Source organism: Pseudomonas sp. GW822-FHT04C11 (assembly GCF_058800905.1).
Genome location: NZ_JBXAMS010000017.1, coordinates 26,733 through 41,745, shown reverse-complemented (window position 1 = coordinate 41,745; position 15,013 = coordinate 26,733). Strand labels below are relative to the sequence as shown.

At 58.8% G+C, this 15,013-nt stretch carries 13 protein-coding genes; 4 read left to right on the top strand and 9 right to left on the bottom strand.

Going from position 1 to position 15,013, the window contains the following annotated elements; translation table 11 throughout:
* The first annotated feature begins 207 nt into the window (after window positions 1–207).
* The 4 genes from nirB to cobA are packed head-to-tail and all read left to right on the top strand — an operon-like array spanning window position 208 to window position 6,476.
* Window positions 208–2,661, top strand: a complete 2,454-nt coding sequence (gene nirB / locus AC1RJ3_RS23705) for a nitrite reductase large subunit NirB (RefSeq protein ID WP_054593245.1) — start codon at window positions 208–210, stop codon at window positions 2,659–2,661.
* Entirely contained in the window at window positions 2,658–2,975 is a 318-nt protein-coding gene (gene nirD / locus AC1RJ3_RS23700; RefSeq protein ID WP_054593246.1) for a nitrite reductase small subunit NirD, read from the top strand. Before nirB ends, nirD begins: the two co-directional genes overlap by 4 nt.
* Window positions 2,975–5,692 carry a nitrate reductase gene (locus tag AC1RJ3_RS23695; RefSeq protein ID WP_493080813.1) on the top strand — a complete coding sequence of 906 codons (2,718 nt, stop codon included), beginning with the start codon at window positions 2,975–2,977 and terminating at the stop codon, window positions 5,690–5,692. The genes nirD and AC1RJ3_RS23695 overlap by 1 nt, the downstream gene beginning before the upstream one ends.
* A 10-nt stretch (window positions 5,693–5,702) precedes the next feature.
* Entirely contained in the window at window positions 5,703–6,476 is a 774-nt protein-coding gene (gene cobA / locus AC1RJ3_RS23690) for a uroporphyrinogen-III C-methyltransferase (RefSeq protein ID WP_493080811.1), read from the top strand.
* A gap of 105 nt (window positions 6,477–6,581) precedes the next feature.
* Here cobA and AC1RJ3_RS23685 read toward each other — a convergent pair whose 3' ends face one another.
* From AC1RJ3_RS23685 to ppsA, 9 genes are all read right to left on the bottom strand, one after another.
* Window positions 6,582–7,556: an OmpA family protein gene (locus AC1RJ3_RS23685; RefSeq protein ID WP_347929425.1), complete on the bottom strand. Its 975-nt coding sequence runs from the start codon at window positions 7,554–7,556 to the stop codon at window positions 6,582–6,584.
* Between the two features lie 107 nt (window positions 7,557–7,663).
* Entirely contained in the window at window positions 7,664–8,254 is a 591-nt protein-coding gene (gene sigX / locus AC1RJ3_RS23680) for an RNA polymerase sigma factor SigX (protein ID WP_075949123.1), read from the bottom strand.
* Between the two features lie 90 nt (window positions 8,255–8,344).
* The gene (locus AC1RJ3_RS23675) at window positions 8,345–9,169 is read right to left on the bottom strand and encodes a mechanosensitive ion channel family protein (RefSeq protein ID WP_054593250.1); all 825 of its coding nucleotides are present in this window, start codon (window positions 9,167–9,169) and stop codon (window positions 8,345–8,347) included.
* A gap of 2 nt (window positions 9,170–9,171) precedes the next feature.
* A complete protein-coding gene (locus AC1RJ3_RS23670; RefSeq protein WP_054593251.1) occupies window positions 9,172–9,417 on the bottom strand; it encodes a hypothetical protein in 246 nt (81 codons plus the stop codon).
* A gap of 63 nt (window positions 9,418–9,480) precedes the next feature.
* A complete protein-coding gene (locus tag AC1RJ3_RS23665) occupies window positions 9,481–10,476 on the bottom strand; it encodes a zinc transporter ZntB (protein ID WP_103315376.1) in 996 nt (331 codons plus the stop codon).
* 26 nt (window positions 10,477–10,502) lie between these two features.
* Window positions 10,503–10,994, bottom strand: a complete 492-nt coding sequence (rraA, locus tag AC1RJ3_RS23660) for a ribonuclease E activity regulator RraA (RefSeq protein WP_054593253.1) — start codon at window positions 10,992–10,994, stop codon at window positions 10,503–10,505.
* 84 nt (window positions 10,995–11,078) lie between these two features.
* Complete coding sequence (locus AC1RJ3_RS23655; protein ID WP_054593254.1) at window positions 11,079–11,378, bottom strand: Rieske (2Fe-2S) protein; 300 nt, start codon at window positions 11,376–11,378, stop codon at window positions 11,079–11,081.
* A 100-nt stretch (window positions 11,379–11,478) separates the two neighbouring features.
* Window positions 11,479–12,468, bottom strand: coding sequence for an alpha/beta fold hydrolase (locus tag AC1RJ3_RS23650; RefSeq protein WP_347929424.1), 990 nt, complete (start codon window positions 12,466–12,468; stop codon window positions 11,479–11,481).
* A gap of 101 nt (window positions 12,469–12,569) precedes the next feature.
* A complete protein-coding gene (ppsA, locus tag AC1RJ3_RS23645) occupies window positions 12,570–14,945 on the bottom strand; it encodes a phosphoenolpyruvate synthase (RefSeq protein WP_054593256.1) in 2,376 nt (791 codons plus the stop codon).
* Between the last annotated feature and the right edge of the window lie 68 nt (window positions 14,946–15,013).

The following is a 15,013-nucleotide window of genomic DNA, read 5'->3' as shown; positions in this document are numbered from 1 at the left end:
GATTTGGCACGACCACTGCATTACCTTTTCCAACAGACATAAAGCCCGGCCTTCAACGACGAAGGGTGTGCTTCCCGAGAGAACGGGACCAGGACAAAGGCGTCCTCGCTAGGTAACTAGCGGGACGCCTTTTTTTTGTTTGCGCAAAATTTGTCGAGCCAGCCTGACCGCCCTGATGAGGCAAGCCTGAGCTCCCCGGAGAACCTGATGAAAAAACTAAAACTGGTGATGATCGGCAATGGCATGGCCGGGGTTCGCACCCTGGAAGAATTGCTCAAGCTGAGCAGCGAGCTGTATGACATCACGGTCTTCGGCGCCGAGCCTCATACCAACTACAACCGCATTCTTCTCTCGCCGGTGCTGGCAGGTGAGCAGACCTTTGAAGAGATCGTGCTCAACGATCTTGATTGGTACCTGGAAAACAACATCAAACTGCTGCTCAACCGCAAGGTAGTGGAAATCGACCGGGTCAAACGCCGGGTCATCGCCGAAGACGGCAGCGAAGCCGAATACGACCGGCTGCTGATCGCTACCGGCTCGACGCCGTTTATCCTGCCGATTCCGGGCAATACCCTGGAAGGCGTCATCGGTTACCGCGACATCGCCGACACCCAGGTCATGATCGACACCGCCAAGACCCACAAGCACGCGGTCGTCATCGGCGGCGGCCTGCTCGGCCTTGAAGCGGCCAATGGGCTGATGCTGCGCGGCATGCACGTGACCGTGGTGCACCTCGGCGAGTGGTTGCTGGAGCGGCAACTGGACAAAACCAGCGGCCAGTTGCTGCAAACTGCCCTGGAAGGACGCGGCTTGCACTTTCGCCTGTGCGAACAGACCCAGGCCCTGCACGACGCCGGCAATGGCCGGGTCGGCTCGGTGCAGTTCAAGAACGGCGACATCATTCCCGCTGACCTCGTGGTGATGGCTGCCGGCATTCGCCCCAATACCGAACTCGCGGAAAAATCCGGCATCCCGTGCAACCGCGGGATTCTGGTCAACGACACCCTGCAAACCTATGACCCGCGCATCTATGCGATCGGCGAATGCGCCAGCCACCGGGGCATCGCCTACGGCCTGGTAGCGCCGCTGTTCGAGCAGGCCAAAGTCTGCGCCAACCACCTGGCGCAACTGGGATTTGCCCGCTATTCAGGCTCGGTGACCTCGACCAAATTGAAAGTCACCGGCATCGACCTGTTCTCCGCTGGCGACTTCATGGGCGGCGAAGGCACCGAAACCATCACCCTCTCCGACCCGATCGGCGGGGTCTATAAAAAACTGGTGATCAAGGATGACGTGCTGGTCGGTGCCTGTCTGTACGGCGACACCGCGGATGGCGGCTGGTATTTCCGGCAGATTCGCGAGAACCACGCCATCGGCGAGATCCGCGATCACCTGATGTTTGGCGAAAACGCTCTGGGCGATGTAGGCCATCAAGGCCAGGACAAAGCCATGAGCATGGCTGACAACGCCGAAGTCTGCGGTTGCAATGGCGTCTGCAAGGGCACCATCGTCAAGGCGATTCAGGAACACGGGCTGTTCAGTGTCGATGAGGTCAAGAAACACACCAAAGCGGCCAGCTCCTGCGGCTCTTGCGCCGGACTGGTGGAACAGATCCTGATCAACACCGTCGGCGGCGCGGCGGACGTCAAACCGAAAAGCGAAAAAGCCATCTGCGGTTGCAGCGACCTCAACCACGGACAGATCCGCCAGGCGATCCGCGAAGAGCATCTGCTGACCATCGCCGGGACCATGAGCTACCTGAACTGGCGCACCCCGAATGGCTGCGCCACCTGCCGCCCGGCGCTCAACTACTACCTGATTTCCACGTGGCCAGGCGAGGCCAAGGACGATCCGCAATCACGGCTGATCAACGAACGGGCCCACGCCAACATCCAGAAAGACGGCACTTACTCTGTAGTCCCTCGGATGTGGGGCGGTGTGACCAATCCTTCGGAGCTGCGGCGCATTGCCGATGTCGCCGACAAGTACAACGTGCCCATGGTCAAGGTCACGGGCGGCCAGCGCATCGACTTGCTGGGGATCAAGAAGCAGGATCTGCCTGGCGTCTGGAAGGACCTCGACATGCCGTCCGGCCATGCCTACGGCAAATCGATCCGCACGGTGAAAACCTGCGTCGGCAGCGAGTTCTGCCGCTTCGGCACACAAAACTCCACGCAACTGGGCATCGAACTGGAGCATGACCTGTTCAACATGTGGTCGCCGCACAAGGTCAAGCTGGCGGTCTCTGGTTGCCCACGCAACTGCTCGGAAGCCGGGATCAAGGACGTCGGCATCATCGGCGTCGACTCTGGCTGGGAGATGTACATCGGCGGCAACGGCGGGATCAAAACCGAGGTCGCGGAATTCTTCGTCAAACTGAAAACCGCCGAAGAGGTGCGCGAGTACAACGGCGCGTTCCTGCAGCTGTATCGCGAAGAAGCCTTCTACCTCGAGCGCACCGTGCACTACCTGCAACGGGTCGGCATGGAGCACATCAAGAAAGCCGTGCTGGAAGACCCGGAGCGCCGCAAAGCGCTCAACGACCGGCTGCAATTCTCCCTGTCGTTCGAGCAGGACCCATGGAAAGAACGCCTTGAGCAGCCATTGCTGAAGAAGGAGTTCGATGTGATCCCCGTGAAAAACCTGGAGGTGCCGGCATGAACTGGCTGGATATCTGCGCACTCGAAGAAATCAACGCCTTGGGCTCGCGCATCGTCAGCGGTCCCAAAGGTGACATCGCGATTTTTCGCACCAGTGACGACGAGGTTTTCGCTCTCGACGACCGCTGCCCACACAAGGGTGGACCGCTGTCCCAAGGACTGATCTACGGTAAACGCGTCGCCTGCCCGTTGCACAACTGGCAGATCGACCTGGAGTCCGGTCAGGCCCTGGCGCCTGATGTCGGTTGCGCCCATCACCATCCGGCACGGGTGGAGAACGGTCGGGTCATGCTGGCTCTGCGGGAAGCAGGCTGATGAGCCGCCAGACGACCGCCTCGACCTGCTGTTATTGCGGGGTGGGCTGCGGCGTACTGATCGAGCATGACGGCGAGCAGATCCTCGGCGTCAGCGGCGACCCGACGCACCCGGCCAACTTCGGCAAGCTGTGCAGCAAAGGCTCAACCCTGCACCTCACCGGCGACCTCGCGGCACGGGCGCTGTACCCGGAACTGCGCCTCGGCAAAGGTATGGCCCGCAGCCGTACCGATTGGGACACCGCCCTCGATCACGCCACCAGCGTTTTCGCCGACACCATCGCCGAGCACGGCCCGGACAGTGTGGCGTTCTATATCTCCGGGCAATTGCTGACGGAAGACTATTACGCCTTCAACAAGTTGGCCCGGGCGCTGGTTGGCACCAACAACATCGACAGTAATTCGCGACTCTGCATGTCGTCGGCGGTGGTCGGCTACAAGCGCAGCCTGGGCGCCGACGCCCCGCCGTGCAGCTATGAAGACCTTGAGCTGAGCGATTGCGTGATGATTGTCGGCAGCAACATGGCCTACGCCCATCCGGTGCTGTTTCGCCGACTGGAAGAAGCCAAATCCCGCCGACCACAGATGAAAGTCATCGTCATTGATCCTCGACGTACTGACACCTGTGACCTCGCCGACCTGCACCTGGCCATTCTGCCGGGCACCGATGTCGCGCTGTTCCACGGAATTTTGCACCTGCTGTTGTGGGAAGACTGGGTCGACCGTGAGTTCATCAAGGCGCACACCGAAGGCTTGGCCGAGCTGAAGAACCTGGTGCGCGATTACACCCCGCAAATGGTCGCGCAACTTTGCGGGATCAGCGTTGAACAGCTGCAGCAATGCGCCGAGTGGGTCGGCACCTCAAGCAGTTTTCTCTCGCTATGGTGCATGGGGCTGAACCAGTCCACTGCCGGCAGCGCAAAAAACAGTGCACTGATCAACCTGCACCTGGCCACCGGGCAAATCGGTCGGCCGGGCGCCGGCCCCTTCTCGCTTACCGGTCAGCCGAATGCCATGGGCGGGCGCGAAACCGGCAGTTTGTCGAACTTGCTGCCTGGCCATCGCGAAGCAACCAATGCGCAACATCGCGCCGAAGTGGCGGCTTACTGGGGTGTCGAAAAACTACCTGACACCACCGGGCTAACCGCCATTGAACTGTTCGAACAGGTCCAGAGCGGCAAGATCAAAGCATTGTGGATCGCCTGCACCAACCCTGCGCAGTCGCTGCCGGATCAGCAAACCGTGCGCGCTGCATTGCAGGCTTGCCCATTCGTGGTGCTGCAAGAAGCCTTTCGCACCACCGAAACCGCGCCGTTTGCCGACCTGCTGCTGCCGGCCGCCAGTTGGGGTGAGAAGGAAGGGACGGTGACCAACTCCGAACGGCGGATTTCCCACGTTCGCCGCGCCATCAGCGCACCGGGTGAAGCGCGCCCGGACTGGGCGATCACCGTGGATTTCGCACAACGCCTGGAGCGGCGCCTGCGTCCAGGACAGCCCAGCCTGTTTACTTTCGAACAACCGGCGCAGGTCTTCGATGAATACAAACAACTGACACGCGGACGCGATCTGGACCTCTGCGGGATCAGCCATGCGCTGCTCGACCGCCTCGGCCCGCAGCAATGGCCGTTCCCGGACGGCGCCTCGAGCGGAACGCCACGGCTTTACGCGGACGGGATTTTCCCTACCGAGAGCGGCCGTGCACAGTTTGTCGCCGATCCATATCGCGCGGCCAAAGAGCAGCGTGACGCACGCTTTCCGCTGACCCTGATCACCGGGCGCCTGCGCGATCAATGGCACGGCATGAGCCGCACTGGCACGGCTGCACAATTGTTCGGCCACGTCAGCGAAGCCCTGCTGAGCCTGCACCCTGATGAACTGCGTCGCTATCGACTGCAGACCGGCGATCTGGTCAACCTCAAAAGCCGTCGAGGCAGCGTGATCGTTGCGGTCGGCAGTGATGACAGTGTGCGCCCGGGCCAGGCGTTTCTGCCGATGCACTGGGGAGACCGTTTCCTCAAGGGTGGCGTCAATACGCTCACGCAGCCGGCATTCGACCCCCTGTCGAAGCAACCCGAACTCAAGCACAGCGGCGTGCGTATCGAGCCGGTAAAGCTGCCATGGCATTTGTTCGCACTGGTTGAGGGCGATGTTCAGCAGCATTTCGAGACCTTACGACCTCTCTGTGAGGACTTTTCCTACGTCAGCCTCAGCTTGGCCGGCCGTGAACGCCCGGCGCTGCTGATACGCGCTGCCAGCGCCCAGGCACCCGACCCGCAGCGGCTGCATGCCATCGATCAGCAACTGGGACTCAACGATGGCCCGGTCCTGGCTTACGACGATCCACGGCGCGCCATTGGCAAACGCGTGCGCATCGAACAGGGCCGGATTACCGCCATTCGCCTGGCCGGTGAAACCCTTGCCCAACACTGGCTGCAAAACCTCTGGCTGGAAGGCCGCGCTGACGAACAACTGCGGCGCTGGCTCTTGGCACCGTTGAGCACACCACCCGGCAGTGCGGGCTCATCCGTCAGCACCACGAAAACTCTGTGCAACTGCAAGAACGTCAGCGAAAGCGCGGTGTGCGCCGGCATTCGCAGTGGCCTGGATTTGCAGGGCCTGAAACAACAACTCGGTTGCGGCACGCAATGCGGTTCCTGTGTCCCGGAAATCAAGCGTCTGTTGGCGGCCAATGTGCAGCCCATCGCAATCACCTCGTGAGGAATAGAACATGAGCGCAAAAGTCTGGTTGGTAGGCGCAGGTCCGGGTGACCCTGAATTGCTGACCCTCAAAGCTGTACGGGCGCTGAACGAAGCCGATGTAGTGCTGATCGATGACCTGGTCAACGACGCAGTGCTGGTGCATTGCCCGCAGGCACGGATCATTGCGGTCGGCAAACGTGGTGGCTGTCGCTCTACTCCGCAGGCATTCATTCATCGCTTGATGCTGCGTTATGCCCGCCAAGGCAAGTGTGTGGTGCGGCTCAAGGGCGGCGATCCGTGCATTTTCGGGCGTGGCGGCGAAGAAGCGCAGTGGCTGCGCGAGCGCGAGATTGAAGTGGAGTTGGTCAATGGCATCACCGCAGGCCTGGCCGGCGCAACGCAATGCGATATTTCCCTGACCCTGCGCGGCGTTGCCCGCGGCGTAACTCTGGTCACCGCGCACACTCAGGACGACAGCGAGCTTAACTGGCGAGCCTTGGCCCAAAGCGGTACGACACTGGTGATTTACATGGGCGTAGCGAAACTGAGCTCAATTGGCGAGCAATTGCTCGCCGGTGGGATGGCGGCTGATACGCCCGTGGCGATGATTGAAAACGCTTCATTGCCTCACCAGCGCGAATGTCGGAGCAACCTGACGGCAATGCAGGAAGCCGCCCACAGCTTCCAACTGAAAAGCCCGGCGATCCTGGTGATCGGTGCGGTGGCTGCCAGTGACAATGCCAAGAGATCGCGGCCTGCAACAGCTTCTAGAGAAGAGTTCTGGAACGCTAACCTGGCGTAAGTGCCCTCAAAGGCTCGGACCGCGCTCGAACGATCTTTCAAAAAGCTAAATCGCAGACAAAGAAAAGCCCGGCCTAAGCCGGGCTTTTCCGAACTACCAGGCTAATTACTTAGCGGTAGCTTCAACCTGCGCTTCTACGCGACGGTTTGCAGCGCGGCCAGCTTCAGTGCTGTTGTCAGCAATTGGGCGGGACTTGCCATAACCAACCGAGTGAACGCGGTTAGCTTCAACGCCGTCTTTGACCAGAACTTGCTTAACAGCGTCAGCACGACGCTGGGACAGCTTCTGGTTGTAAGCGTCAGGACCGACGTTGTCGGTGTGACCTTCAACTACGGTGGTGGTGTTCGGGTACTGCTTCATGAAGTCAGCCAGGTTCTTCACGTCGCCGTAGCTGTTTGGCTTAACAACAGCCTTGTTGAAGTCGAATTTCACGTCCAGTTGAACGCGAACAACTTCAGCAACTGGAGCTTCTGCAACTGGCTCTGGAGCCGGTGCCGGAGCTACTGGAGCTGGAGCAACTTTGCCGCCAGTGCCGCCGAAGTTAACACCCAGGCCGATCAGAGCCTGGTAGTCCCAACGACCGTTGTCCAGCTTGTAGTCGGCTTCAACGCCAGCACGAGCGTACAGGTTGTCGGTCATGTACCACTTGGCGCCAGCGCCAGTGGTCAGGTAGGTGGACTTGTCACGACCAGTGTGACCGTCAGCAGCGACGTTGGTCATGCTGCCGTGGGATACACCGCCTTCAACGTAAGGACGGATAGCGTCGCCTACGGTACCGAAGTGGTACTGGGATTTCAGACCGAAGTGATCGCCTTTGATCCGCTGGTTGCCAGTATCGGTGTCCGAACGGGTGTATTCGTCTTTGCGATAGGTCGCGTTCACAGACACGTCATCGGTCAGGAAGTAGCCGATCGAGACGCCAGGAGTGCGGCCGTTCTCGTAGGAATCGACGCTGTGGTTCCAGGTTTTGCCCCAGAATGCTTCCCCTTCGACCGCGCCTTGGCCTTGTGCCAGAGCGCCGAACGAAGTAGCGGCAATAAGAGAACCAATGGCCAAGCCCAAGGTGTTTTTCAGTTTCATCCGTTAAATCCCCATCTGGTGATTGTAAAGCAGTCCCGCAAACCGGGGGACAACTCGGCGGCAAGTCTATCAGAACTTGCCTACACGTAAGAAATATTTGCGCTGAACTAAGTTTCAGCGATGCCCGCAAATTTCTCACGCAATTTGTCAAGAGCGCGTTTGTACCGCATTTTCGTTGCACTCAAACCCATGTGCATGATGTCCGCGATCTCCTGAAACTCCAACTCTGCGACAAATCGTAGCACTAGAATTTCTCGGTCAATCGGGTTCACATACACTAACCAGCGATCAAGTCCACCCTTTTCCTCAGGTTTCGGCGCCTTCTCTTCAGACGCTTCCTCAAGGGGGTCCAGACTCAAAGCATCCATCAAGCGACGCTTACGCCGTTCCTTCCGATACTGAGTGATGCATTCGTTGTACGTGATGCTGTAGAGCCACGTTTTGAACTTCGATTTACCCTCGAAGTTCTTCAGACCGTACAACACCTTCAACATCACTTCCTGACAGACATCATCTGCATCACGATCGTTCCCAAGATACCGTGCACAAACGTTAAATAATGTTCTCTGATAACGCCGCATCAGCTCTTCGTAGGCGCGCGTCACGTGAAACAGCTCCGTGTGCGAGCGCGCGACCAACTCCTCATCAGAGAGCTCGCGGGGGTCGTAGCGCATGGATAGCGATTGGGCTTTATTCAAAACAAGTCGGGCCGACAGTCAGGTCAATGTCCGCCGCAGCCCATCGTATCGGGCATTTTGCGGCGGCATACATTAGCAGGGTTTGCCGGGTTAGCGGCTACTAACATGCTGTTCCAGGAGGATCCGATTGGAAAGTGAGACTAGCTCACCCTCATCGGTCAGCAATGTAGTTTTAACCGTGCCGATCTCTTCGATCTGACCTTCGACCTCACCAACACGCACTTGTTGCCCAACCTGATACAACTCACGCACATAGATTCCAGCAAGAATCTGACCGGCGATATCCCGGCTTCCCAACCCCATGGCCAAGGCAACTGCCAGACCAACGGTAATCAAGACAATCACGATCACATGGTTCAGCAGGTCTGTTTTGACCTCAAGCTGACTGATCGCAACCGAAATACTGATGATGATTACCAGGCCCTGAGCGATACGTCCAAGGCCCGATGCGTAATCCAGCCCTACGCCTTCTGCGGCGCCACGCACCAGCCCGTTGGCCAATTGAGCGAGCAATACGCCCACCAGCAACACCAGCGCGGCACCAAATACTTTCGGTAAATACAGTGCCAGCATGTCGAGCGTAGCCGAAACTCGCTCCAAGCCAAGGGATTCTGCAGCAGAAACCAGGAAAATCAGCAAAACGAACCAATAAACGATCTTGCCGATCAGCGTAGAAATCGGCACCCGCAGCCCTGCGCGGGACAGCAGCTTGGTCAAGCCGGTACCGCCCATCAAGCGATCCAGGCCAAGTTTTGCAAGCAATTTCGAGAGCAGGGTGTCGAGCAGCTTGGCCACGACAAACCCCAGCAGAAGCACTACCAGTGCGCCGAACAGGTTCGGAATGAAGTTCGCTACCTTGGTCCACAACGCGGTCATTGCCGTGACGAGGCTCTGAGTCCAGAGATCAAGTTCCATATTCAATCAGCCTTATCAGCAGTGCGGGCAGCAGGTTTATGACGGGAAACCGGCATGACATGGGCCGATCCGTTATTCAGGGCGATCATCAGCGCGGGCAGCCAGCGGCCCAGCAGACTGAACAGATCACCGGCGCCAACCTGGCGGTTGGCGGTTTTCAGCACACGCCCCAGACAGGCATCGTCGTCACGGGTGGACGGTGATGCCTTGAGCATGTCGCGCAAGGACTGTTCAAACGGATCGTGCATACGCACCTCTCGTGATATCTGTGAAAGACGCGATCAAAATTCTTCGGGTCACATGGTTCTCCCTCATACCCAGCGCAAACGCCGGAACAACCACCACTGCCCCACCCCTACTGTCACCATCATCAGGCAGGCAATCACGAAGCCATAAGGGTTCCCGGAAAAAGGAATTCCGCCGACGTTTATCCCGAGCAAACCGGTCAGAAAACTCATCGGTAAAAAGATCCCGGTGATGATCCCGAAGCGGTACATGATGCGATTCATGTGCACGTTCAAACGCCGGTCTTCAGTCTCAAGCACCAGCCCCACGCGCTCCCGGGTCAATTCCAGCTCTTCCAGGTAACGCGTCAGGCTGTTGTTCAATTCGTTCCAGTAGTCGCCGTCATCGTCGACAAACCATGGCAGTTTTATCCGCGTCAGTTGGCCGAAGATATCCCGCTGCGGAGCAAGGAAGCGCTTCAGTCCGGCCGCTCGCCGACGGATCTGCACAATGGCGCCATGCTCTGGAGTATACCGTTCGTCGGCATCCAGCTTTTCTTCTTCGTCATCGACGATTTCGGAGAGATCGCTGACCAGATCCTGCACTTTATGGGTGAGGTACTGAGCCATATAAAGGACCAGTTCGGAGGTGGTTTTCGGCCCCTTGCCCTCAGTCAGTTGCACCAGCAACTCATCGGTGGCGCGCAACGGGCGTAAACGCAGGGAAATGACCCGCTGAGCAGAGGCGAAGATCCGCACCGACACCATGTCTTCAGGCTCGGCACCCGGGTTGAGGTTGATTCCGCGCAAAAACAGCAACAACTCGGAGTCCGGCAGCGCCAGCAGGCGCGGCCGGGTGTTCTCTTCGAGGAGCAGGTCACAGCTGAACTCACTCAGACCGCTGGATTTACGCAACCAGGTCTGAGTTTGCGGGTGACTACGGTCCCAATGCAGCCAAAGGCTTTCATGAGGTTGCAGTTGCAGGTCATCCAGTTCAGTCCGGGCAAGCCAACGCGCACCACCTTTACCATCCAGCACCAGGGCATGCACCAGCCCCCACTGCGCGTTTTCTTCCTCGAACATCCTCACCCCTGGCTTGAATCAGCTGTTTATTCTGGCATTTTCAACGGACTGGGCGAGACGATCACGCCGTTATTGTCCGCGTAAATGTATTCACCCGGACGGAAAGTCACGCCGGCGAAGGTTACCGCAATGTTCAGTTCACCAACGCCACGCCTGTCGGTTTTCATCGGGTGGCTGGCCAGCGCCTGCACGCCCAGGTCGGTTTGCGCGATAACGTCGACATCACGGATGCAGCCGTAGATAACCAGCCCTTCCCAGCCGTTTTTCACGGCTTTCTCGGCAATCATGTCGCCCAGCAATGCGCGGCGCAGCGAACCACCGCCATCAACCACCAGCACCTTGCCATTCCCCTTGTGCTCGACCTGCTCCTTGACCAGCGAGTTGTCTTCGAAGCACTTGATGGTAACGATTTCGCCGCCAAAGGAGTCACGGCCACCAAAATTGCTGAACATCGGCTCAAGCACCTGCACCAGTTCCGGGTAGGCATCACACAGGTCGGGAGTAAGGTAATGGTTCATCGAGAAACTCCTGTAAGAGAAAGAACAGATCGTGGGCTGTCGAAAATCGCAGGGGTTACGGTATTGAACGTGTATTCGCCACGGTTAAACATCGATCCCGACGCGATCACCCTTGTAAGCCACCTTCAGCATACTCAAGCCAGGGCACTGTGCCTGTACCGGCACGCCGCTGGGCAACTGAAACTCGATACCGTGGCGCTGACAACGCAGGATATTTCCCGACAATGTCGCGCTGCCGAGCGGCGAGCCTTGGTGCGGGCAGCTGTCTATCAGCAACAACGGCTGATTATCCAGCACCAACAGCAGCAGGCTACGCCCTTCAACCTGGAACGTCCGCCGATAACCTTCATTCAGATTGATCAGACGCTCAAGTGGTACGAACATAAGGTCGACTCAACAACCGTTTGTGACCAGAACAGCTCAATGCGTCATATCTTAGCCGTTCGCTGATCGGAGTGAAACGCTCTTGTCAGAGCATTCGTACTCAGACTGCTGTCGCCAAACTCGGCTTGTCAGCCAACAACGGCGCCTGCGGATCTGTCAGCCAGCGCTGCACCAACGGCCAGACTTCGGCCTGAGCAGCTTTGCTGACAAGCATTTCAACATGCCCGAAATTATCCGAAAAACCCTGCTCGCGCCCCAGGCAGACGAACTGCTTGTGCTCGGAACCGATCTGATCGAACAGCTTGCGGCACGCCCAATCCGGGTCCTGATGATCGCTGGTCGCGCTGACGCCCAGGACCGGCACCTGAACCTCCGCCAGCCCGGCCCACCAGTCTTTCTCGGCATCGCCGAAACGTCCGAACAGGCCATACCAGCGCATGCCCTCCAGGGCCAGGCCTATCGGCTCGTCCTCCGGACCACGCTTGAGGCGAGAGCCCGAAATTTGCGCGAAACGCTTCAGGATGAACCGCCCGCTCCACTCCACCGGGGGAATTTTCAACGGCCAATAGGTGCGACTGACCTGCGTACCAAAAAATGCCGCAGAGGCCACGGCAGGCTCACCCAGGTACTGACCACCCAGCGCTGCCGCCAGGGTGATGCCGCCCAGTGAATGGCCAATCCAGTGCGGAACCTGAGCGCTTTGCTCACGAACGAACGCAGCAATCGCCGGCAGATCGTAACGGGCATAGTCGGCAACGCGGTTCTTTCGATAGTTCTGGTTGCGCTGGGACAAGCCGTGACCGCGCATTTCCGGTATCCACACATCAAAGCCGGCACGCGCCAGATAGGCGCCCAGACCAAGGCCTTTGGGGGAAAACCAGAAACGCCGATTGGAAAAGCTGCCATGCAGCAAAATCACCGGAACGCCACGCACGGCGGGCTCATCGGCCATACCCAGGCGGGTAACCGCCAGTTCTACGGTGCCGTCCGGGCTGTTGCCGGGTTTCAAACGATAGACGTCCTCGCTCAGATCGCCGCGACGCTCGGCGCTGATCAAGGCGACAGGAAACAGGTTGCTGCTGCTTTGCATAATGCTCTTGCACAAAAAAGGGCGGCGTCCACCGGAGCCCGCCCTACTTGAATCTTAAAGCCCGTGTCAGCAGTGTAGCCGACCCGGGCTTCATTCACGGATCAGACCTCAGCCTGACCTTCAGCCAGGAAGAACCAGGTTTCCAGTACGGAATCGGGGTTCAACGAAACGCTTTCGATACCCTGTTCCATCAGCCACTTGGCCAGGTCTGGGTGGTCGGAAGGGCCCTGGCCGCAAATACCGATGTATTTGCCGGCCTTGTTACAGGCCTGAATCGCGTTGGACAGCAGCTTCTTGACCGCTGGATTACGCTCGTCGAACAGATGCGCGATGATCCCGGAGTCGCGGTCCAGGCCCAGGGTCAGCTGGGTCAGGTCGTTGGAGCCGATGGAGAAACCGTCGAAGAACTCGAGGAACTCTTCAGCAAGGATCGCGTTGGACGGCAGTTCGCACATCATGATGACGCGCAGACCGTTTTCGCCACGGGCCAGGCCGTTTTCGGCCAACAGCTCCACAACCTGGCTGGCTTCGCCCAGGGTACGGACGAACGGCACCATGATTTCGACGTTGGTCAGGCCCATCTCGTTGCGCACGCGCTTCAGCGCACGGCATTCGAGTTCGAAGCAGTCACGGAACGACTCGCTGATGTAACGCGAAGCGCCACGGAAGCCCAGCATCGGGTTTTCTTCTTCCGGCTCGTAGAGCTTGCCGCCGATCAGGTTGGCGTATTCGTTGGACTTGAAGTCCGACAGACGCACGATGACCTTTTTCGGCCAGAACGCGGCAGCCAGGGTGCTGATGCCCTCGACCAGTTTCTCGACGTAGAAGCCGACCGGATCGTTGTATCCGGCAATGCGCTTGTCGACGCTTTCCTTGATTTCCAACGGCAGGCCGTCGTAGTTCAGCAGTGCTTTAGGGTGCACGCCGATCATGCGGTTGATGATGAACTCCAGACGGGCCAGGCCCACACCGGCGTTCGGCAACTGCGCGAAATCGAAGGCGCGATCCGGGTTACCGACGTTCATCATGATTTTGAACGGCAGTTCCGGCATGGCGTCGACGGAGTTTTTCTTGATGTCGAAGCCCAGCTCGCCTTCGAAGATGAAGCCGGTGTCGCCTTCAGCGCAGGAAACGGTCACGCCCTGGCCGTCTTTCAACAGTTCGGTGGCGTTACCGCAACCCACGACGGCCGGGATCCCCAGCTCACGCGCAATAATCGCCGCGTGGCAGGTACGGCCGCCACGGTTGGTGACGATGGCGCTGGCGCGCTTCATGACCGGCTCCCAGTCCGGGTCGGTCATGTCGGAAACCAGAACGTCGCCCGGCTGGACTTTGTCCATCTCGGAAACGTCTTTGATGATGCGCACTTTACCGGCGCCGATGCGCTGGCCGATGGCGCGACCTTCCACCAGCACGGTGCCGGTTTCTTTCAGCAGGTAACGTTCCATGACGTTGGCGTGGGTACGGCTTTTCACGGTTTCAGGGCGAGCCTGAACGATGTACAGCTTGCCGTCGTCACCGTCTTTGGCCCATTCGATGTCCATCGGGCACTTGTAGTGTTTCTCGATGATCATCGCCTGCTTGGCCAGTTCGCTGACTTCTGCATCAGTCAGGCAGAAACGTGCACGCTCGGCCTTGTCGACATCGACAGTCTTGACCGAACGACCGGCCTTGGCTTCGTCGCCGTAGATCATCTTGATGGCTTTGCTGCCCAGGTTACGGCGCAGGATCGCCGGACGTCCGGCTGCCAGCGTGCCTTTGTGGACGTAGAACTCATCCGGGTTCACCGCGCCTTGTACGACGGTTTCGCCCAGGCCGTAGGCGCCGGTGATAAACACTACGTCACGGAAGCCGGATTCGGTATCGAGGGTGAACATTACGCCAGCAGTGCCGGTTTCCGAACGGACCATGCGCTGTACGCCGGCCGACAGGGCAACCAGTTTATGGTCGAAGCCCTGGTGCACGCGGTAGGAAATGGCACGGTCGTTGAACAGGGAAGCAAATACTTCCTTGGCAGCGCGAATGACGTTTTCGACGCCGCGGATGTTCAGGAAGGTTTCCTGCTGACCGGCGAAGGAAGCGTCCGGCAAGTCTTCGGCCGTTGCCGAAGAGCGCACGGCCACGGCCATGTCCGGGTTACCGGCCGACAGCGTGGCGAACGCGGTGCGGATTTCGGCGTTGAGCTTCTCCGGGAACTCGGCTTCCATGATCCATTGACGGATTTGCGCACCGGTTTTCGCCAGGGCGTTCACGTCGTCGACGTCCAGCGCGTCGAGGGCTGCGTGGATCTGGTCGTTCAAACCACTTAATTCGAGAAAATCACGATAAGCCTGAGCCGTCGTGGCGAAGCCACCCGGGACCGATACACCGGCACCTGCAAGATTACTGATCATCTCGCCCAGGGATGCGTTCTTGCCCCCCACATGCTCTACATCCTGGACGCCGAGCTTATCGAGGGAAACTACGTACTCTACCAAGGTGATCTCTCCACTAACTGTGTTGGAAAAGCTCAGGGCGCTGGCAGCTCATCAGGAGCATTTGCCAG

What these genes read in the sequence shown, in the direction of transcription:
- nirB (WP_054593245.1), top strand. Translation starts at nt 208, where the DNA reads ATGAAAAAACTAAAACTGGTGATGATCGGCAATGGCATGGCCGGGGTT.
- nirD (WP_054593246.1), top strand. Translation starts at nt 2,658, where the DNA reads ATGAACTGGCTGGATATCTGCGCACTCGAAGAAATCAACGCCTTGGGC.
- AC1RJ3_RS23695 (WP_493080813.1), top strand. Translation starts at nt 2,975, where the DNA reads ATGAGCCGCCAGACGACCGCCTCGACCTGCTGTTATTGCGGGGTGGGC.
- cobA (WP_493080811.1), top strand. Translation starts at nt 5,703, where the DNA reads ATGAGCGCAAAAGTCTGGTTGGTAGGCGCAGGTCCGGGTGACCCTGAA.
- AC1RJ3_RS23685 (WP_347929425.1), bottom strand. Translation starts at nt 7,556, where the DNA reads ATGAAACTGAAAAACACCTTGGGCTTGGCCATTGGTTCTCTTATTGCC.
- AC1RJ3_RS23675 (WP_054593250.1), bottom strand. Translation starts at nt 9,169, where the DNA reads ATGGAACTTGATCTCTGGACTCAGAGCCTCGTCACGGCAATGACCGCG.
- AC1RJ3_RS23670 (WP_054593251.1), bottom strand. Translation starts at nt 9,417, where the DNA reads ATGCACGATCCGTTTGAACAGTCCTTGCGCGACATGCTCAAGGCATCA.
- AC1RJ3_RS23665 (WP_103315376.1), bottom strand. Translation starts at nt 10,476, where the DNA reads ATGTTCGAGGAAGAAAACGCGCAGTGGGGGCTGGTGCATGCCCTGGTG.
- rraA (WP_054593253.1), bottom strand. Translation starts at nt 10,994, where the DNA reads ATGAACCATTACCTTACTCCCGACCTGTGTGATGCCTACCCGGAACTG.
- AC1RJ3_RS23655 (WP_054593254.1), bottom strand. Translation starts at nt 11,378, where the DNA reads ATGTTCGTACCACTTGAGCGTCTGATCAATCTGAATGAAGGTTATCGG.
- AC1RJ3_RS23650 (WP_347929424.1), bottom strand. Translation starts at nt 12,468, where the DNA reads ATGCAAAGCAGCAGCAACCTGTTTCCTGTCGCCTTGATCAGCGCCGAG.